This window comes from Tumebacillus amylolyticus, assembly GCF_016722965.1.
Lineage (GTDB): Bacteria > Bacillota > Bacilli > Tumebacillales > Tumebacillaceae > Tumebacillus > Tumebacillus amylolyticus.
The window spans coordinates 1-20,383 of record NZ_JAEQNB010000001.1; the positions used below are offsets into that span (position 1 = coordinate 1).

At 55.1% G+C, this 20,383-nt stretch carries 18 protein-coding genes and 1 rRNA gene; 11 read left to right on the plus strand and 8 right to left on the minus strand.

Translation table 11 applies throughout. The features are described 5' to 3' along the window. From JJB07_RS00005 to dnaA, 8 genes are all read right to left on the minus strand, one after another. Nucleotides 1-1,010 (minus strand): 16S ribosomal RNA (locus tag JJB07_RS00005); the annotation flags it as partial. A 173-nt stretch (nucleotides 1,011-1,183) separates the two neighbouring features. Beyond that, the gene (gyrA, locus tag JJB07_RS00010; RefSeq protein ID WP_201630120.1) at nucleotides 1,184-3,703 is read right to left on the minus strand and encodes a DNA gyrase subunit A; all 2,520 of its coding nucleotides are present in this window, start codon (nucleotides 3,701-3,703) and stop codon (nucleotides 1,184-1,186) included. 24 nt (nucleotides 3,704-3,727) lie between these two features. After that, nucleotides 3,728-5,656: a DNA topoisomerase (ATP-hydrolyzing) subunit B gene (gene gyrB / locus JJB07_RS00015; RefSeq protein ID WP_201630121.1), complete on the minus strand. Its 1,929-nt coding sequence runs from the start codon at nucleotides 5,654-5,656 to the stop codon at nucleotides 3,728-3,730. 143 nt (nucleotides 5,657-5,799) lie between these two features. Further along, nucleotides 5,800-6,051, minus strand: a complete 252-nt coding sequence (gene remB / locus JJB07_RS00020; protein WP_201630122.1) for an extracellular matrix regulator RemB — start codon at nucleotides 6,049-6,051, stop codon at nucleotides 5,800-5,802. A gap of 10 nt (nucleotides 6,052-6,061) precedes the next feature. Next, entirely contained in the window at nucleotides 6,062-7,174 is a 1,113-nt protein-coding gene (gene recF, locus JJB07_RS00025) for a DNA replication/repair protein RecF (protein WP_201630123.1), read from the minus strand. Continuing rightward, the gene (gene yaaA, locus JJB07_RS00030; protein ID WP_201630124.1) at nucleotides 7,175-7,402 is read right to left on the minus strand and encodes a S4 domain-containing protein YaaA; all 228 of its coding nucleotides are present in this window, start codon (nucleotides 7,400-7,402) and stop codon (nucleotides 7,175-7,177) included. It abuts the gene before it with no gap. 22 nt (nucleotides 7,403-7,424) lie between these two features. Beyond that, complete coding sequence (gene dnaN / locus JJB07_RS00035; RefSeq protein ID WP_201630126.1) at nucleotides 7,425-8,561, minus strand: DNA polymerase III subunit beta; 1,137 nt, start codon at nucleotides 8,559-8,561, stop codon at nucleotides 7,425-7,427. Nucleotides 8,562-8,826: 265 nt separating this feature from the next. After that, the gene (gene dnaA, locus JJB07_RS00040) at nucleotides 8,827-10,188 is read right to left on the minus strand and encodes a chromosomal replication initiator protein DnaA (RefSeq protein WP_201630127.1); all 1,362 of its coding nucleotides are present in this window, start codon (nucleotides 10,186-10,188) and stop codon (nucleotides 8,827-8,829) included. Nucleotides 10,189-10,749: 561 nt separating this feature from the next. On the opposite strand from dnaA, the gene rpmH reads away from it, so the two are divergent. From rpmH to JJB07_RS00095, 11 genes are all read left to right on the plus strand, one after another. Beyond that, entirely contained in the window at nucleotides 10,750-10,884 is a 135-nt protein-coding gene (gene rpmH / locus JJB07_RS00045) for a 50S ribosomal protein L34 (protein WP_430727189.1), read from the plus strand. 112 nt (nucleotides 10,885-10,996) lie between these two features. Beyond that, nucleotides 10,997-11,431: a ribonuclease P protein component gene (rnpA, locus tag JJB07_RS00050; protein WP_201630129.1), complete on the plus strand. Its 435-nt coding sequence runs from the start codon at nucleotides 10,997-10,999 to the stop codon at nucleotides 11,429-11,431. After that, a complete protein-coding gene (yidD, locus tag JJB07_RS00055; RefSeq protein ID WP_201630130.1) occupies nucleotides 11,428-11,718 on the plus strand; it encodes a membrane protein insertion efficiency factor YidD in 291 nt (96 codons plus the stop codon). Before rnpA ends, yidD begins: the two co-directional genes overlap by 4 nt. Beyond that, on the plus strand, nucleotides 11,694-12,473 hold the full coding sequence (locus tag JJB07_RS00060) for a YidC/Oxa1 family membrane protein insertase (RefSeq protein WP_347338300.1): 780 nt from the start codon (nucleotides 11,694-11,696) through the stop codon (nucleotides 12,471-12,473). The genes yidD and JJB07_RS00060 overlap by 25 nt, the downstream gene beginning before the upstream one ends. Then, nucleotides 12,470-13,327 (plus strand): RNA-binding cell elongation regulator Jag/EloR, encoded by an 858-nt coding sequence (gene jag / locus JJB07_RS00065; protein WP_201630131.1) that lies wholly within the window; start codon nucleotides 12,470-12,472, stop codon nucleotides 13,325-13,327. Before JJB07_RS00060 ends, jag begins: the two co-directional genes overlap by 4 nt. Before the next feature lie 217 nt (nucleotides 13,328-13,544). Beyond that, nucleotides 13,545-14,924, plus strand: coding sequence for a tRNA uridine-5-carboxymethylaminomethyl(34) synthesis GTPase MnmE (gene mnmE, locus JJB07_RS00070; RefSeq protein WP_201630133.1), 1,380 nt, complete (start codon nucleotides 13,545-13,547; stop codon nucleotides 14,922-14,924). 40 nt (nucleotides 14,925-14,964) lie between these two features. Next, nucleotides 14,965-16,851, plus strand: a complete 1,887-nt coding sequence (mnmG, locus tag JJB07_RS00075; RefSeq protein WP_201630135.1) for a tRNA uridine-5-carboxymethylaminomethyl(34) synthesis enzyme MnmG — start codon at nucleotides 14,965-14,967, stop codon at nucleotides 16,849-16,851. After that, nucleotides 16,844-17,569, plus strand: a complete 726-nt coding sequence (gene rsmG / locus JJB07_RS00080; protein WP_201630136.1) for a 16S rRNA (guanine(527)-N(7))-methyltransferase RsmG — start codon at nucleotides 16,844-16,846, stop codon at nucleotides 17,567-17,569. The genes mnmG and rsmG overlap by 8 nt, the downstream gene beginning before the upstream one ends. Nucleotides 17,570-17,656: 87 nt before the next feature. Further along, the gene (gene noc / locus JJB07_RS00085; RefSeq protein WP_201632594.1) at nucleotides 17,657-18,508 is read left to right on the plus strand and encodes a nucleoid occlusion protein; all 852 of its coding nucleotides are present in this window, start codon (nucleotides 17,657-17,659) and stop codon (nucleotides 18,506-18,508) included. 140 nt (nucleotides 18,509-18,648) lie between these two features. Next, entirely contained in the window at nucleotides 18,649-19,407 is a 759-nt protein-coding gene (locus tag JJB07_RS00090) for a ParA family protein (RefSeq protein WP_201630137.1), read from the plus strand. Beyond that, nucleotides 19,404-20,261: a ParB/RepB/Spo0J family partition protein gene (locus JJB07_RS00095; protein WP_201630138.1), complete on the plus strand. Its 858-nt coding sequence runs from the start codon at nucleotides 19,404-19,406 to the stop codon at nucleotides 20,259-20,261. Before JJB07_RS00090 ends, JJB07_RS00095 begins: the two co-directional genes overlap by 4 nt. Nucleotides 20,262-20,383 lie beyond the last annotated feature (122 nt).

Below are 20,383 nucleotides of genomic sequence, written 5' to 3' on the forward strand. Positions count from 1 at the left end.
CAGCGGGATGTCAAGTCTTGGTAAGGTTCTTCGCGTTGCTTCGAATTAAACCACATGCTCCACTGCTTGTGCGGGCCCCCGTCAATTCCTTTGAGTTTCAGTCTTGCGACCGTACTCCCCAGGCGGAGTGCTTAATGCGTTAGCTTCGGCACTAAGGGGTGGGCCCCCTAACACCTAGCACTCATCGTTTACGGCGTGGACTACCAGGGTATCTAATCCTGTTTGCTCCCCACGCTTTCGCGCCTCAGCGTCAGAAATCGGCCAGCAAGGCGCCTTCGCCACAGGTGTTCCTCCACATCTCTACGCATTTCACCGCTACACGTGGAATTCCCCTTGCCTCTCCGATCCTCAAGTCTCCCCGTATCCAAGGCAATCCCAGAGTTGAGCTCTGGGCTTTCACCCCGGACGTGAAAGACCGCCTGCGCGCGCTTTACGCCCAGTGATTCCGGACAACGCTTGCCCCCTACGTATTACCGCGGCTGCTGGCACGTAGTTAGCCGGGGCTTCCTCCTCTGTTACCGTCAGGTCCTGAGCTTTCTCTGCACAGGATGGTTCTTCACAGAAGACAGAGTTTTACAACCCGAAGGCCTTCATCACTCACGCGGCGTTGCTCCGTCAGGCTTTCGCCCATTGCGGAAGATTCCCTACTGCTGCCTCCCGTAGGAGTCTGGGCCGTGTCTCAGTCCCAGTGTGGCCGGTCACCCTCTCAGGTCGGCTACGCATCGTCGCCTTGGTGAGCCGTTACCTCACCAACTAGCTAATGCGCCGCGGGTCCATCTGATCGTGGAGCAAAAGCTCCTTTTACTCTCGAACCATGCGATCCAAGAGATTATCCGGTATTAGCACTCGTTTCCAAGCGTTATCCCAGACGATCAGGCAGGTTACCCACGTGTTACTCACCCGTCCGCCGCTGACCTCAAGAGAGCAAGCTCTCCATCAGTCCGCTCGACTTGCATGTATTAGGCACGCCGCCAGCGTTCGTCCTGAGCCAGGATCAAACTCTCAATAAAAGTTTGGTTCTGACTCGAATCGATCTTCATCTATCACTCGTTTAGTTTTCAAGGATCAATGCTGTAGCTCATCGGCTACTCAACTAATCTATCATATAGCTCCGGATCTGTCAACACTCTTTTTCAATGCACATAAAAAAACCGTGACTGCACTCGCAGCCACGGCGTTTTTCTTACTCTTCTTCTTTGGTTTCTTTCTCTTCTTCGTCGCTTTTCGGAACGCGAGCAACGGTGGAGACTTCCTCATCCTCATTGTGCAACGTGATCAACTTGACACCCTGCGTGATGCGGCTGAGTTCAGAGATGGTGTTCGACGCCATGCGGATCACGACGCCGGTGTTGGTGATGACCATGATGTCATCTTCTTCCGTGACCACCTTCAAACCGGCGATGTGCCCGGTCTTCTCCGTGCGGTCGATGGTCTTGAGACCACGTCCGCCACGTCCTTGGACACGGTAGGAGTCGATCGGCGAACGCTTGCCGTACCCTTTGCTGGAGACGACGAGTACATGGCAATCATCGCTGGTGACATCCATGTCGATGACGACATCTCCTGCATCGAGATCGATCCCTTTCACGCCGGCTGCGTTGCGGCCCATCGAACGAACGTCGTTCTCCGCAAAGTGAACCGACATGCCGTTGCGCGTACCGAGGATGATGTTGCGGTTCCCGTCGGTCAGCTTCACGCCGATCAACTCGTCCTCATCACGCAACGTCAGTGCGATCAAGCCACCCTTGCGAATGTTCTGGTATGCGGTGAGCGGCGTTTTCTTAACGATCCCGCGACGGGTCGCCAAGAACAGGAACGGTCCGTTCACAACTTCAGCGTCTTCGCTCTCTGCCACATCGTGCTCCACGACTTCCGCTTCATGCGCATCCGTGACGTTCTCAAGCGGAATGACCGCCGAAACCATCTCACCCTGCTCGATGTTCAGCACGTTGATGATCGGAGTCCCTTTCGCCGCGCGACCGAACTCCGGCACTTCGAACGCCTTGATCCGGTACGCTTTGCCTCGGTTCGTGAAGAACAACAGATAATTGTGCGACGAGGTCGTGAAGAGGTGCTCGACAAAGTCCTCCTCTTTCATCCCCGTTGCCGTTACACCGCGTCCGCCACGCTTTTGGCTGCGATAGGTGCTCGCCGGCAGTCGCTTGATGTACCCCTGGTGCGTAATCGTAATGACAACGTCCTCCACCGGGATCAGATCCGCTTCGTCGATATCACCTTCTGCTGCCGTGACAATCGTACGGCGGTCATCGCCGAACTTGTCGCGGATTTCGGTGATCTCTTCGCGGATGACGGCCATCAGCTTGGTCTGATCTGCGAGAATCGATTCGAGTTCTGCAATCAACGCCATCAGTTCGTTGTATTCGTTCTCGATCTTGTCACGCTCAAGACCCGTCAGACGTTGCAGACGCATGTCGAGGATCGCTTGCGATTGCTCTTCGGAGAGACCGAAGCGCTCCATCAAGTTGTTGCGCGCAACTTCCGTCGTGCGCGACGCACGGATCAGAGCGATGACCTCGTCGATATGGTCGAGGGCAATGCGCAGACCTTCGAGGATGTGGGCGCGGGCACGCGCTTTTTTCAACTCGAACTGGGTGCGGCGGGTGATGACGTCCTTCTGATGCTCGAGGTAGTAGTAGATCATCTCGCGCAGGTTCAGGACTTTCGGTTCCTTGTTGACCAGCGCCAGCATGTTCACGCCAAACGTCGATTGAAGTTGGGTGTGCTTGAAAAGGTTCATCAGCACAACCTGCGGCTTCACGTCGCGGCGCAGTTCGATGACGACGCGCATCCCGTTGCGGTCCGACTCGTCGCGCAGGTCGGTGATGCCGTCAATTTTTTTATCGCGAACGAGCTCGGCGATTTTTTCTACCAAGCGCGCTTTGTTGACTTGGTACGGAAGTTCGGTGACGATGATCCGCGCCTTGCCTGCGTTGGCTTCCTCGATGTGGGTCTTCGCACGCATGATGATCGAGCCGCGGCCCGTTTCATACGCTTGGCGAATCCCGGAACGGCCGAGAATTTGACCCGCGGTCGGGAAGTCCGGCGCGGTGATGATCTTCATGAGGTCTTGCACCGTAATCTCCGGGTCCTCGATCATCGCGAGAACCCCGTTGATAACTTCAGTCAGGTTGTGCGGCGGCACGTTGGTCGCCATCCCGACTGCGATCCCGCCGGAACCGTTGACGAGCAGGTTCGGATAACGAGACGGCAACACGTCCGGCTGTTTTTCCGAACCGTCGTAGTTCGGGACGAAATCGACGGTTTCTTTGTTAATGTCACGCAAAAGTTCCATCGCGATCTGCGACATACGCGACTCCGTATAACGCATCGCCGCCGCTGCGTCGCCGTCCACGGAACCGAAGTTGCCGTGACCGTCGACCAGCAGGTAGCGGGTGTTGAAGTTCTGCGCCATCCGAACGAGTGCGTCGTATACGGACGCATCCCCGTGCGGATGGTATTTCGCCAATACGTCGCCGACGACGCGGGCCGATTTTTTGTACGGTTTATCCGGCGTCATCCCGGCTTCGAACATCGCGAAGAGAATTCGGCGGTGTACCGGCTTCAAGCCGTCGCGCACATCCGGCAGTGCACGGGAGACGATTACCGACATCGCATAGTCGATGAAGGAGCTTTTTAATTCATGAGCGATGTCAATCGTCGGGTTGCGATCGATGTCTGCCATTGGTATCCCCTTAACTTAAAAAGATTAGATGTCGAGGTTCGCATAGCGTGCGTTCTGCTCGATATAGTCGCGGCGAGGTTCGACGCGGTCGCCCATCAGGTGATCGAACAGAATCTCCGCCTTCGCTGCGTCTTCGATGCTGACCTGGAGCAACGTACGGCTCTCCGGGTCCATCGTCGTCTCCCAGAGCTGCTCCGGGTTCATCTCGCCGAGACCCTTGTAGCGCTGGATGTTGACGCCTTGACGCCCGATCTCGTTCAGTCTGTCTTCGAGCTGCTTGTCGCTGTAGCAATAGCTTACGTTCTTGCCCTTGGAAACCTTGAACAGCGGCGGTTGTGCCATATAAATATAGCCCGCCTTGATCAGGTCCCGCATGTAGCGGTAGAAGAACGTCAGCAACAAGATGCGGATATGCGAGCCGTCCACGTCGGCGTCGGTCATGATGATGACTTTGTGGTACCGGGCTTTCTCGATGTTGAAGTCGTCTCCGATCCCCGTGCCAAGCGCCGTGATGATCGCGCGGATCTCGTTGTTGGACAAGATCTTGTCCAGACGAGCTTTCTCCACGTTGATGATCTTCCCGCGCAGAGGCAGGATCGCTTGGCGGTGACGGTCGCGGCCTTGCTTGGCAGAGCCGCCCGCCGAGTCGCCTTCGACGATGAACACTTCAGACTCCGCTGGGTCGCGAGACGCGCAGTCGGCGAGTTTCCCCGGCAACGACGAAACTTCCAGCGCGGACTTGCGGCGGGTCAATTCGCGTGCTTTGCGGGCCGCTTCACGAGCGCGGAACGCAAGCAGAGACTTCTCGATGATTTTCTTGCCGGTCGTCGGGTTCTCCTCGAGAAACTGCATGAACTTCTCGGCAAAAAGGGTCTCGACGATCCCCCGCACTTCCGAGTTGCCCAGTTTGGTCTTGGTCTGGCCCTCAAACTGCGGCTCCGGAACTTTGACCGAAATGACGGCACAGATCCCCTCGCGCACGTCGTCGCCCGTCAAGTTGCTCTCGTTTTCCTTGAGCAAGTTGTAGCGGCGGGCATAGTCGTTGATGACGCGGGTCAGCGCCGACTTGAAGCCGGATTCGTGCGTGCCGCCCTCGTGGGTGTTGATGTTGTTGGCAAACGAATAGATGCTGTCTTTGGAGTAGGAATCGTTGTACTGCAGAGCGACCTCCGCGGTGATGCCCTCCTTCTCCCCTTCGGTGAAGACCGGCGGTGAGAACAGCACTTCTTTGCCTTTATTCAAATACTCAACAAAGGACGCAATCCCGCCCTCGTAGTAAAATTCGTCCTGTTTTTCTTGCCCGGAGCGCTCGTCGACCAACGTGATGCGCAAGCCCCCGTTCAAGAACGCCAACTCGCGCAGACGTCCTTCGAGAATCTCGTACTCGTACACGAGCGTCTCTTGGAAAATCTCGTTGTCCGGCTTGAACGTAACAATCGTGCCGGAACGCTCGCCTTCCGCCATGTCGCCCACAGGCTCCAAGGAGTTTTGCGGCGCACCTCGCTCGTAGTCCTGACGATAGATCTTGCCGTTTTGGTGGACTTCGACTTTCAGCCACTCGGAGAGCGCGTTGACGACAGAAGCACCAACGCCGTGCAGACCGCCGGAAACTTTGTAGCCGCCGTCGCCAAACTTCCCGCCGGCATGAAGGACGGTGAAGACCACTTCAACAGTCGGAATGCCCATTTTCGGGTGAACACCCGTCGGAATGCCGCGGCCGTTGTCGATGACGGTGATGGAGTTGTCCTCGTGGATCTTCACGTGAACATGATCACAGTAGCCAGCGAGCGCCTCGTCGATCGCATTGTCGACGATTTCCCAGACGAGATGATGCAGACCCCGGGAAGTGGTGGAGCCAATATACATGCCCGGACGTTTGCGGACGGCTTCGAGTCCCTCAAGGACTTGGATCGAATTCTCATCGTAGACGTAGGCGTTCTGTTCCTGAGTCAATGTCAAACCCTCCAGAGGAAAAAGTAAATATGTATCTGTCTAAAAAGCTAGTATGACCCTAATCTATAAAATTCTATCACTTCTGCAAGCAAAGGAAAAGTCCACCGGGTCATAAGTCCCGATGGACCCCTCGTTCAAGGTCCCTATTCCAGTTCCGAGACGAACCCGGCCCGTTTTTTCAACGTCAGCGAAGAAATCGGCGAGTAAAAGACTTTACGGGTCGTCACAACAAACGACTTGCTTTCGTTTTCGTCAATGACCACGACAAATCCTTCCTCATCGGCCACGTCGAGAAACTCCTTGGTCGCATCTGCAGAGTATTTCATCTTGACGTCAAAAATCGCGATGACTTCCTTGCTCTGCACCATGACGTCCCCACCCAAGTGGATGAACATCCTGCCACACCTACCCTTCTTCCCTGGACATCGCGCCGTTGTCTACGCGGTACACGTGCGCTTCTTCCTGCATGAACTGCTCCAATCCGTACGTGCTGGTCGTGGTGATCAAAGTCTGCACGCGCTCGCCCATGCTCTCGACCAGATGCAGCTGGCGTTCGCTGTCCAGTTCCGAAAGCACGTCATCGAGCAACAACACCGGGTATTCGCCGACTTCCGCCTTGATCAATTCGATCTCCGCCAATTTCATCGACAGCGACGCCGTGCGCTGCTGACCTTGAGACCCGTACGTATGCACCTCTCGTTCGTCGATCCGCACTTCCAAGTCATCGCGGTGCGGACCGACGGACGTAGTCCCTCGAAGGATATCCAATCTGCGCTTCGATTGCAAGGTTTGGAAAAAGCGCTCTGTCACATCCGCGCCGTCCACCCAATCAAACGAGTTGACATAACGAAACGAAAGAATTTCTTTGCCCCCGGAGATGCGGCTGTGGATATCGCGGGCGAACCCTTCCAGTTTATCCACAAACTCAAAGCGTTTTTGCAAAACTTTCGCGCCATAGACGCACAATTGTTCGTCCCAGATCGCGAGCAGATCTTCGGTTTTTTCCTTCTTGGCGATCTCTTTGAGCAGCGTGTTGCGTTGGAGGAGCACTTTTTGATACTGGGAGAGGTTGTAGAGATATTGGGGCGAGACCTGACCGATCTCCACATCGAGAAAGCGGCGCCGCGTTTGCGGGCCGCCTTTGATCAATTGCAAGTCTTCCGGCGCGAACAGCACCACGTTCAAATGCCCGACAAAGTCGCTCATCTTGCGTTTTTCTACGCCGTTGACGCGGCTTTTTTTGCCTTTTTGAAGCAGGCGAAGGTCCAGTTTGTACGTGCGGTTGTCCCGCTCGACCATGCCTTGAAGCAACGCCGACTCCTCCCCGAAACGGATCATCTCCGCATCGCGGTTCGTGCGGTGACTTTTCGCCACCGATAGCATCAGCACCGATTCGACGACGTTGGTCTTGCCCTGTGCGTTCTGCCCGACAAAAATGTTCACGCGCGGCGACAGATCGAACAGCTGCAAGGATTCGTAATTGCGAAAATCACGAAGTTCCAGCGCTTTCAGCCACATCTAGCCTTGTTCCTTTTCCAGCTTGTACGTGCCGACGCCCTCGATGTGAACGAGATCGCCCGGATGGAGTTTGCGGCCGCGGCGGGATTCGACTTCCCCGTTGACCGTGATGTCGTGCTCCTCCAAAAACCACTTCGTGTGTCCGCCCGAGTCGATGATGTCAGCGAACTTCAGAAATTGGCCGAGCGTGATCTCGTCTTTGGACAGGTAAACCTCTTGTGCAGCCATGCCTCTCGACTCCTTCAGGGAATTAGTAAATGCGCACCGGCAAGATCAGGTGGAGATAGCGCGGGTTGTCCGGCAATTTGATCAAAAACGGGCTCATCGATCCCGTGAACTCGATCAAGATGTCCGGGGAGTCGATGACGCGCAGTGCATCGAGAAAATACTTCGAGTTGAACGCGATCACCAGTTCATCGCCGGTCACTTCGATCTCGTCGATCGGCTCGGAATACTTACCTGCATCCGGCGAGTTCGATGTGATCTCCAACCGATTGTGCTTGATGTTAAAGCGAACGAGGTTGTTGTCGTTCTCCTTCGCAACCAGAGACGCACGCTCGATGGAGCCTTGCAGTTCTTTGGTGTTGACGGTGAGTCCGGTTTTGAACGTGCTCGGGATGATGCGCGAGATATCCGGGTATTGACCGTCGATCAGGCGGGTATAGAACTTGGTGAGACCCATTTTGACCAACACTTGGTTCTCCGAAACCAGCACGTCGACGAGCGAATCGTCATCGGCAAGCAGGCGGCCCAATTCGTTCAGCGCTTTGCCCGGCACGATGACGTTGGCAAATTCCAACTCCGGCGGCGCTTCGACGATCGATTCGCGGGTCGCCAGTCGGTGGGAGTCGGTTGCGACGAACTTGAGGTTGCCGTTTTTCAGCGCAAACACGACGCCGGTCAGCACCGGACGAATCTCTTCGGTGGAGACGGCAAGCGATGTCTGGCGAATCATGTCTTTGAGAATATCGGATTGCACGGAGAAGACCTGGTTGTCGGCCACTTGCGGCAGACGCGGGAATTCTTCGTGATCAAGGCCGTGAAGATTATATTCGGTCTTGCCGGATCGGATGATCGTCAGGTAGTTCTGCTTGACCTCAATCTCAACCGTTTTGCCCGGCAGCTTGCGAACGATCTCGCCAAAGAAGCGAGCGGAAAGCACGATCGCCCCTGCCTCTTTAACCTGCACGATTTCTTCGTCGTCTATAAGAGTCGGTACCAAAGTCTCGATTCCGATTTCCAAGTCGGTGGCGGTGAAGTGCAGACCTTGTTCGTCGGCCGCCATCTTGATCCCCGACAACACCGGGATCGTGGACTTGCTGGAAACTGCTTTGTGTACGTTTTGTATAGCCTGGACCAACTGGTTTTTCAAAATAGAAATTTTCATCGATGAGCCCCCTCGCTGGCATCTCTCAGGTGTACTATAACAGCAACGCAATGCATATTGTTGTAGGTGATAGATATAAGATCTTTTTAGTACTAATACTAGTAGGCGCCCTGAATATGTGGATAACGCCGAAAACCCCAGCCAGAGCTAGGTTTCAGCGGTGTGGACAAATTGTGAGCATCTTCGACACAGTTATCCACATATCCAAGCCTCAAAATCACCCAAAAGTTATGCACAGTTTGATCACAAGTACTATCCCCAATTGTTAGTTGTGACCGAGTTTTTCTTTTAAAGCTTCGACGGTCTGCCGCAGCGTGAAGTCGGTTTGCAGTTCCTTCGCGATCTTCTCATGCGCATGTATAACCGTCGTGTGGTCGCGGCCGCCGAATTCGTCGCCGATCTTCGGCAGGGAAAAATCGGTCAGCTCGCGGGCGAGGTACATCGCAATCTGGCGCGGGAAGGCGATGGCCTTCGTGCGTTTTTTTGCTTTGAAGTCCTCCAATTTCATATCAAAGTGCTCGCCGACCGCTTTTTGGATGTCGTGGATCGTGATCTGCTTCGGCTTGTTGGACGGGATGATGTCCTTGAGCGCTTCGGCTGCCAGTTCCGCGGAGAGGTCCCGGTTGATCAACGACGAATACGCGACGACGCGGATCAGGGCACCTTCGAGCTCGCGAATGTTGGTGTCGATTTTGTTCGCGATGTGCGAGATGACGTCGTTTGGGATGTCCAAGGCTTCGGCCTTGGCTTTTTTGCGCAAGATCGCAATCCGGGTTTCATAGTCCGGCGGTTGGATGTCGGTGATCAAACCCCATTCAAAACGCGAGCGCAGACGGTCTTCCAAAGTCGGAATCTCCTTGGGCGGACGGTCGGAGGAGATGATGATCTGCTTGTTCTCCTCGTGCAGCGCGTTGAACGTATGAAAGAATTCCTCTTGGGTTTGTTCTTTCCCGGCCAAGAACTGAATATCGTCAATGAGGAGGACATCGACGTTGCGGTACTTGTTGCGAAAATCAATCGGCCGGTTGTCGCGGATGGCGTTGATGAACTCGTTGGTGAACTTTTCGGACGAGATGTAGACCACCTTGGCCGCCGGGTTCGAATCGAGAACATAATGACCGATCGCATGCATCAAGTGGGTTTTGCCAAGTCCAACTCCCCCGTAAATGAACAACGGGTTGTACGCTTTGGCCGGTGCTTCGGCCACGGCGAGCGACGCTGCATGGGCGAACCGGTTGCCGGCCCCGATGACGAACGTGTCGAACGTGTACTTCGGATTCAGGGCAGACGGCACAAATTCTTCGCCGGGCGTTCCGTTTTGCGTCGCGTTTGGCGGCACAGGCTTGGGTGAGTTCTCATAGAGAGATTCATCGAAAACCTGGGGGATGACAAACTTGACCGCAACCTCTGACATCGTTAACGCGGCGAGTGTATCTTTGATGATGTGGGAATACCGAGACTCCAACCAGTCGCGAGCGAAGTCGTTCGGGACGGAGACGATCAGGGTATTCGATTCAAAGGAGACGGGCTTCGTCGCCTTGAACCATGTCTCAAAACTAGGCTTGGAGAGCTTCGTCTCAAGCGTGGCCAAGGTCTTCTGCCACAGGTCAACTGCTTGCCGGTCCATAGAAGACGAGAACCTCCTCAAAAAATGCACAAATAAAAACCCACAGCCGATTGCTCTATCAACAAGAACTGTGGATAATGATGTACGCAAAGAATGTCGATATTTTATACGATTTGCCAATCGATGTAAACCATATCCCCACCCATGTGGACAAGCCGTACACAGGCAGAGGATAACTATCCACAAACTTATCCACAGCTGTTAATAACTATGTGGACGGGATTACGTTCTCCACAAAGGGCTTTTCCATTCTACCAGATAAGAAACCCTCATGACAACGGGACTTTTGGAACTTATCCACAAAGACAACACTAGGCAAGAACACTTGTTCACACCCATGTGGATTGTGGATAAGGGTGTTGCTAACCTTGTCGAAAACTCGCAAAGATGTCGAATGCGTTATCCACAGGCTTTTTCAGGCCTTTTTGCAAAAAGGAAACTTTCCCCGCAGCCTTCTTGCACTTGCGTCATCTGCCCACGTCCGCTATAATGATGAAGAATATTGTCTCTAACAAGTGACTTCGCGTCCTTGACATAGACAAGTCGTAGGGAGGTGTAATGATGGGACCGACTTACCGTCCGAATGTACGCAAGCGTAAAAAAGTCCACGGCTTCCGTAGCCGCATGGCGACCAAAAACGGCCGCCGCGTGCTTGCTCGCCGCCGTGCTAAAGGCAGAAAGGTTCTTTCCGCATAAGGCCACATTTTTGTGGCCTTTTTTCTACATAATAGGTGGGTTTACGGGCCAAAATGAGGCGGTTAAACGGCACCCTTGCTTCCGATACTAGAGATGGAATGGGGGCCAGCTCATGTTACAACGGGAACATCGACTAACAGACAAACGAGATTTTCAACGGGTGTTTCATCACGGGCATTCCTTTGCCAACCGCTATCTCGTGCTCTACTATATGAAGACTCCGAACAACCCCGCTTTTCGAGTCGGATTTTCCGTCTCTAAAAAAGTCGGCAAGGCCGTCACGCGCAACCGCGTCAAGCGCTTGCTTCGTGAAGCTTTCCGTTTAGAGAAGGAGAAAGTCACCGATCTCTACGACTTCGTGGTCATCGCGAGGCCGTCGGCGGCGGAGCTCGATTTTCATACCATCCGGCAAAACGTCCAGCATCTCTTGCGCAACATGGAGAATGGCAAGGACGCCAGCCAGCGCAAGGCCACAAGTCCCGGCAAAAAGGGCACGGGTGCCAAGCGCAATCCGCCCGCAGCTTCGAAGGGAGTCACTCCTTCATGAAAGCGGCGATCCTCGCGTTTTTTCGCTTCTATCGGAAGTTTCTCTCTCCGCTCAAGCCTCCGACATGTCGGTTTTACCCGACCTGCTCTGCCTACGGCGTGGAAGCTGTGCAGAAGCACGGAGTGACGCGGGGTCTTTTTTTGACTACCGTTCGTTTGGTAAAGTGCGGACCTTGGCATCCGGGAGGTTTTGACCCGGTGCCGGACGCTGTACATACTCATACTGATGCTCACACCACTCACACCAAGGAGGGGAACTCTGCGTGTTGCGTAAACAATCACGACTGAGCATCTTCATGCTGCTGGTCGTCCTCTCAATGACGCTCACCGGTTGTACGGCTCATACAACCAGCAATGGACAGATCGACCGTAGCGGAATTTGGGGCAAGTTCGTCGGATTCGTATCGGACGGCCTCGACTACTTCTACCATGTAATCGGCGACTACGGGGTTGCGATCCTGATCGTCACGCTGATCGTGCGCATCATCGTCTTCCCGCTGATGATGAAGCAGATCCGCTACCAAAAAGTCATGCAGTCCATCCAACCGGAGCTTGCAAAGATTCGGGAGAAACACAAGGATGACAAAGAGAAGATCAACGCGGAAACGATGAAGATCTTCCAACAATACGGGGCGAACCCGTTCTCCGGTTGCTTGCCGATCGTCGTGCAGATGCCGATTCTGTTTGCACTCTACCAAGCGATCAACTTGAACCCGGATCTCAAAGCGCATTACTTCCTCGGCATCCTCGCGCTGTCGCAGAAGCAAGGCGTCGCGAACATCATCCTCGCCGTTCTCTCGGCGACGACGACGTTCTTCCAATCCAAGATGTCGATGACAAGTGCCAAGGACGCCAACGCCAAAATGATGCTGTTCTTCATGCCGGCGATGATCGCGTTCTTCACCTGGCAGTTCCCGGCCGCTCTCGGTCTGTACTGGATCTTCGGTAACATCCTGACGATCATCCAAACGTACTTCACCAAAGGCATCCGCAACGCAGCACCGGCGGAACCGAAGGCGAAAACCGGAGGGAAGTCGAAATGAAAAAGGTGATCACAACGGGGAAGACGGTTGAACTCGCAACCGAACTCGCGCTGAACAAGCTCGGGGTCTCTCGTGATCGCGTGAACGTAACCATTTTGACGCAGCCCAATCGCGGTCTGTTTTTCGGCTTGTTTGGCAAGCGCGATGCAGAAGTTGAGGTGGAAGTGCTCGAAGTAGCAGCGGAGGTCGTCGTGCCGAAGGAAACTCCGGTTTCCACGTCGCAGTCGACTTCGGCCGCACCTCTTGCACCCGACCCGATTCTCGAAACGCGCAAATTCCTCGATGAAGTGCTGGCGGCGATGAACCTCTCGGACATCGCCGTCACTGTTGAGGAGGAGCAAGACTACAACTACTGTTTCCGACTTCGAGGCGAGTCGATCGGCATGCTGATCGGACGCCGCGGAGCCACGCTCGACTCGTTGCAGTACCTGGTGAACTTGGTGGCGAACAAGCACAGCGAGAAATTCTTGCGCGTGTCGCTCGACGCTGAGGATTACCGCTCGCGACGCAAGGAAACGCTCGAACGCCTCGCCGACCGTCTGGCGAAAAAGGCCGTCCAGAGCCGTCGCGAAGTGGTGTTGGAGCCGATGGGCAACGCCGAACGCAAAGTGATTCACAGCTACCTGCAAGGCCGTTCCGATGTGAAGACACATTCGCAAGGGGACGAACCGTACCGCAAAGTCGTGATCACACCGCGCGGCGTGACCCCGTCGCACCACAACAAACCCCGCCATCCGCGCAAATCGGAGAGCGGTGCTCCGAAAAAAAACGGCCCGCGCCGCCAAGGTTCCGGCAACAACAAATCGCCGAAATCGACCAAACGGCCGGATCGTGAACCGTCACCGAAAGCGTAGAGAAGCGGCCCGCGTGCTACACGTGGGGCCGCTTTTTTCATACTCTTGAAGCGAATCTGTGGATAACAGGTTCGCTTTTTTTTCGTGCAAATGGAACGGAATCGATATCCACATGTGGATAGTTATTGCCAATGTTTTGCGCTATGATAGAATGGTTATGCACAAGGGATGGAACGGGCAAACTGGATAGGAAGAAGCTAGACAGGAGCGAACTCGAATGAAGGAATTTGACACGATCGCCGCGATAGCCACAGCGCTTGGCGAAGGCAGTATCAGCGTCATCCGTGTAAGTGGCACCGACGCGGTGAGCGTTGTGGATAAGATCTACCGAGGCAAAAAATCGCTGGCCACTGTGGACAGCCATACCATGAATTACGGCTCGATCATTGATCCACAGACCGGCGAGCGCGTTGACGAAGTTTTTTGCGCCGTCTTTCACGCCCCGCGCACGTATACGGGCGAAGAGGTCGTGGAAATTCAAGGGCACGGCGGCATCGTCGCCGTTCAGCGCGTCATGCGTCTCGTCTTGAATCACGGAGCCCGACTCGCCGAACCGGGGGAGTTCACCAAGCGTGCGTTCCTCAACGGACGCATCGATCTCTCGCAAGCCGAAGCGGTCATCGACGTGATCCGCTCGAAAACGGACGCCGCGATGAAAGTCGCATTCCGCCAAGTCGAAGGCGGACTCTCCAAGAAGATCAAAGAACTTCGGCAAAAAATGGTCGAGATGCTCGCCCATATCGAAGTGACGATCGACTACCCGGAGCACGATGTCGAAGATGTCACCATCCAGCACGTCATTACGCAGGGTGATTCCATCGTCGAAGAGATTCACCGACTGCTCGGCGGAGCGACGACCGGCAAGATTTTGCGCGAAGGCTTGAAGACGGTCATCATCGGCAAGCCGAACGTCGGCAAGTCGTCGCTGCTCAATGCTCTCTCGCGCACCAACCGCGCCATCGTCACCGACATCGAAGGGACGACCCGCGACATTTTAGAGGAACACATCAATTTGCGCGGCATCCCGCTGAACATCATCGACACCGCGGGCATTCGCGAGACGGAGGACATCGTCGAGCGACTTGGCGTGGAGCGTTCCCGTGAAGCGTTGGAAGAAGCGGACCTCGTGCTGTTCATGATCGACGCTTCTCGTCCGCTCAACGAGATCGACCGCGAGCTGGCCGAAGCGGTGAAGATTCGCCCGACCATCGTGATCCTCAACAAAACCGACCTGCCGCGCCTCGCAGACCTCGAAGAACTGCGAACTCTCGCCGGAGACTTCAAAATCGTCGAAACGTCCGTCGCAACGGGAGAAGGCATGGAGCAATTGGAGCGAGCCGTGGAGGACTTGTTCCTGTCGGGCGGCATCGAAGGCCAAGAGAGCACCTACCTGTCCAACGCCCGCCATGTCGCGCTGCTTGAAAAAGCAGGACGCGAGATGAGCGAAGCGCTCGACAGCGCCCGGATGGGGATGACGCTCGATCTGGTCGCCGTGGACGTTCGCTCGTGCTGGATGTCGCTTGGCGAAGTGGTCGGAGAAGCGGTCGCCGACGACCTGCTCGACCAGATCTTCTCGCAATTCTGCCTCGGCAAGTAAATACGAACCATCCTAGAACCAACCAAGGGGGAGACACCCAATGCACTACCATGCTGGAGACTATCACGTCATCGTGATCGGGGCCGGACATGCGGGGGTTGAAGCGGCGCTTGCTTCGGCGAGACTCGGATGCAAAACGCTTTTGCTCACCATCAACCTCGACATGATCGCCCACATGCCTTGCAATCCGTCTGTCGGAGGCCCGGCGAAGGGCAACGTCGTGCGCGAAATCGACGCACTCGGAGGCGAGATGGGCCGCAACACCGACCTTACATATCTGCAATTACGTTTGCTCAACACGGGCAAGGGCCCGGCGGTCCATGCGTTGCGCGCACAGGCCGATAAATTTTTCTACTCGCACAAAATGAAAGAAACCATCGAGAACACGCCGAACTTGACCACGCACCAAGGCATGGTCGAGGAACTCGTAACCGAAAACGGCCGCATCAAGGGCGTCATCACCAAGACCGGCGCCACCTACACCGCGCAATCGGTCGTCGTCACGACGGGCACCTACCTGCGCGGCAAGATCATCATGGGCGAAGTCCAATACGCGGGGGGTCCGAACGGGCAGCTTCCGTCTGTCAAATTGACCGACTCGTTGCTTGACCTCGGGTTCCAACTGGCCCGCTTCAAGACCGGCACTCCGCCGCGCGTTCATCGCGACACCATCGACTTCACCAAGTGCGAAATTCAACCGGGCGACCGCGACCCGCTGCATTTCCAATTTGCAGACGACATCATGCCGCGTGAACAGATGCCGTGCTGGCTGACGTACACCAACCCGGACACGCACCAGATCATCCAAGAGAACCTGCACCGTGCGCCGATGTTCTCCGGCATGATCGAAGGCACCGGCCCGCGCTACTGCCCGTCGATCGAGGACAAAATCGTCCGCTTCTCCGAGCGTCCGAACCACCAAGTGTTCCTCGAACCGGAAGGCCGCTACACCGCCGAATACTACGTCCAAGGTCTGTCCACGTCGCTCCCGGAAGAAGTGCAGTTGAAACTTCTGCGCACGATCCCCGGCATGGAGCAAGTCGAGATGATGCGCCCCGGCTACGCAATCGAGTACGATGCGGTCATCCCGACCCAACTGCAACTGACTTTGGAAACGAAGCAAGTCGCAGGTCTGTTCACCGCGGGGCAAATCAACGGCACGTCCGGCTACGAAGAAGCAGCAGGTCAAGGTTTGATCGCCGGCATCAACGCCGCGATGAACGCCCTGAACCGCGAACCGGTCATCCTCGAACGCTCCGACGCCTACATCGCCGTCATGATCGACGACCTCGTCACCAAAGGAACGCTCGAACCGTACCGCCTGCTGACCTCGCGTGCCGAATACCGCCTGATCCTGCGCAATGACAACGCCGACCTGCGCCTCTCCGAAATCGGGTACCGCATCGGACTGCTCTCCGAAGAGCGCTTCGTCCGCTTCATGAAGAAAAAAGAAGCGATCGAACAGGAAAAAGCGCGCCTGTCCAAGACGCGCCTCAAAGCGGACGAGATCAACCCGAAACTCGCCGCACTGGGCTCCAAAGAAATTCACGACGCCGCGACGCTTGAACAACTCTTGCGCCGCCCGGAAGTCGGCTACAGCGTAATCGAAGACGTGGCCCCCGCCGCTGAACCCTTGCATCCGGAAGTGAAGGAGCAAGTCGAAATTCAGATCAAGTACGCGGGCTACATCGAAAAATCGAACGCCCAGATCGAAAAGCAACGCAAACTGGAAGAGAAAAAAATTCCGGAACACATCGACTACAACGAAATCAAAGGCCTCTCCAGCGAGTCGCGTGAAAAGCTGATCAAGATCCGTCCGATCTCCATCGGCCAAGCTTCGCGCATCTCCGGCGTCAACCCGGCAGACATCTCGATCCTCATGGTGTATCTGGAAGGCTTGCAGAGAAGGAGTGCCGTTCATGAGTGAGGTGCAAGCGCGATTTCGCGAGGCTGTCTCGACCCGCCTGGGTGTTGAGCTGACCGACCACCAGATGGGGCAGTATGAGACCTATTTCAAATGGCTCGTCGAATGGAATGAAAAAATGAACCTGACCGCGATCACCGACGAAGAGGGCGTGTATTTCAAACACTTCTACGATTCGATGATGCTGCTCAAACTCAAGCAATTCCGTCATGAAGGCACGCTGCTCGACATCGGGGCCGGAGCGGGCTTCCCGTCGTTGCCGGTTCATATCGCGGCGCCGAACACCGTTTGCACGGTCGTTGATTCGCTGAACAAGCGCATCGGCTTCCTCAACGAACTCGCCGCCGCCCTCGGCACGCCGAACTACAAAGGCGTTCACGGACGCGCAGAAGACTTCGCGAAGCCGGAAAAAAATTTCCGAGGAAATTTTGATCAAGTCACCGCCCGCGCCGTCGCTCGTCTGAACATCCTCTTGGAGCTGTGCCTGCCGTATGTGCGGGTCGGCGGGCACTTTTTTGCCATGAAAGGGCCGGAAGCAGACAACGAAGTATCTGAATCTGCCAAAGCGTTGCAAGTGCTCGGCGGCAAAGTCGTGGACCTTTTGAAAATGGACTTGCCCGACGAATTGGGCTCTCGAAACATCGTCGTCGTCGAAAAAGTTCGAGAAACGCCGAAACAATATCCGCGCAAAGCGGGGACTCCGTCGAAATCTCCGTTGTGAAGCAGGAAAAAGTGCAAGGATTGACGAAAATAGAATGTGACTTCTTTTTACCTGAGTTTTTTTACTGAGTAGGTGGGTGAGTCGGTGATGAAAGAACAACTGTCTCGTATCTTCGGTCTCGGAGAGCGGGAATCGGATAACGGTACCGGAAACGGGAGCAATCAAGAAGAAGTACGCCAGATTCCGATTGGTCAGATTGTGTCGAGCCCCTATCAGCCCCGGACGATCTTTGATGATGAACGCATCGAAGAGCTGGCGCAGACGATTCGAACTCACGGGATGATTCAGCCCATCGTCGTACGCAAAGTCGGCGAAACGTATGAATTGATCGCCGGTGAGCGTCGTTGGCGTGCTTGCACGAAACTGGGCTTTGAAACCATTCCTGCCATCATTCGTGAACTCAACGATTCGCAAGCCGCTTCCGTGGCGCTGATTGAGAACTTGCAGCGCGAAGGGTTGACGGCGATTGAGGAAGCGGTGGCCTATTCGCAGCTCTTGGAGCTGCACGGGTTGACGCAGGAGAGTTTGGCTCAACGCTTGGGCAAGGGTCAGTCCACGATTGCCAACAAGTTGCGCTTGTTGAACCTGCCGAGAGACGTACAAGAAGCGCTGATGGCACGTAAAGTCTCGGAGCGTCACGCTCGGGCCTTGCTGGCGTTGCCGTCGGAAGAATTGCAATTGAAAGTCCTCGCTGAAGTGATCGAGAAGGAAATGAACGTCAAGCAGACCGAAGCGCGGATCAAATTGTTGGTAGAAGCCGAGACACCGGCCAAGAAACCGCGCAAGATCTCGTTCTCCCGGGACATTCGCTTGGCGGTGAACACCATCCGTCAATCGCTCGACATGATTGTGCAGAGCGGAATTCATTGCGAGAAGGAAGAGGAGGACCACGAAGAGTATTACCAGTTCGTGATCCGTGTACCGAAGACCAAATCGTAAGGGTTCGCGATGATTTGGTTGCGTTTCCATGCATTGTTTTTCTAGCAGGCGTTTGCCTGCTTTTTCTGTTCTATTCTTTTTCTGCGATTTCTTGTAAAATGGAGATTGCGTGCTTACAGTTTTGAAAGAGGTGGATGCTCATGGCGAGAGTCATCGCAGTGGCGAACCAGAAGGGTGGCGTCGGTAAGACTACGACCGCCGTTAATCTGGGCGCCTGTCTGGCGAGTCTGGGGAAGCGCGTCCTGTTAATTGACATCGACCCGCAGGGCAACACCACGAGCGGGATTGGAATCAACAAAGCGGATGTGCGTTACGATATTTATGATGTGATTATCAACGAGGTCAACGCGGCCGATGCGATTTTGCCGACGGAAGTACCGCATCTCAGCATTTTGCCGGCGACGATTCAACTGGCCGGCGCCGAGATCGAGTTGGTGCCGACGATGTCGCGCGAAGTGCGTTTGCGTCAAGCGTTGCAACCGATCAAGAACCAGTACGATTACATGCTGATCGATTGCCCGCCGTCTCTTGGGCTTCTGACGGTTAATTCGTTGACGGCTTCTGATTCGGTGTTGATCCCGATTCAGTGTGAGTACTATGCGCTGGAGGGTCTGAGCCAGCTTTTGAATACGATTCGGATGGTGCAGAAGCATCTGAACACCGCTCTTGAGATCGAAGGCGTCCTGTTGACGATGCTCGATGCGCGGACGAATCTCGGCTTGCAAGTCATCGAGGAAGTCAAGAAATACTTCCGCGAAAAAGTCTACACCACCGTGATCCCGCGCAATGTGCGCTTGGGGGAAGCTCCCTCGCACGGCCAGTCGATTATCCAGTATGACCCGCGCTCGCGTGGTGCAGAAGTCTACTTGGAACTCGCGAAGGAAGTGGTGGGCGCATGAACAAACGACAAGGCGGTTTGGGACGCGGGTTGGATGCCATCTTCCACTCGAACCCGAAAACGGACGAGCAAGTGACCACAGCCACACCGAAGGAACTGCGACCGAACCCGTACCAACCCCGTCGCGTCTTCGATGAGGAGAAAATGGCGGAGTTGGTGCTGTCCGTCAAGGAACACGGGATCATCCAGCCGATTGTCGTGCGCCAAGCTGTGCGCGGCTATGAGATCGTCGCAGGGGAACGCCGTTGGCGTGCGGCCCAGGAAGCTGGGCTTGAGAACGTCCCGGTCGTCGTGCGTGATTTCACAGATGCGCAGATGAACGAAATCGCGCTGATCGAGAATTTGCAGCGCGAAGATTTGAATCCGATCGAAGTCGCCGAAGCGTATCACAGCCTCATGGAGACATTCAACATGACGCAAGATATCCTGGCGAAGAAAGTCGGGCAGAGCCGTTCTCATGTTGCCAATACGTTGCGCCTCTTGAACCTGCCGGGCGAGATCCGCGAGCATGTGTCGCGCGGGACGCTGTCGATGGGACATGCACGGGCGCTGTTAGGTCTGAGTGACAAGAAACTGCAAATTCAGCTGGCGGAGAAAGCCATCGACGAAGAACTCTCCGTTCGTGAAGTCGAACACATGGTCAACCGTCTGCAGAATTTGACCCAGCGTGAGGCGGAGAAGCCCAAACGCGTGGTGAAGGACAACCCGGTTCTCAAGCAATACGAAGAGGAATTTCGCTTCCGTTTGGGCACAGGTGTGAAAATTCACCAAGGCAAGAAGCGCGGCAAGATCGAGATTGATTATTTTTCACAAGATGATCTCGAACGCATCTTGAGTTTATTGAGCTCAAAGTAAATTGAATGTGTACCGCGATGAGCGGGATTGTGCATGAGGTTTAATGCGCGATCTCGCTCATTTTAATACGGAATTACATACCGGAGTCGAAGGGTGTAAGTTTTTGCCGTCGAGAAGCGTCG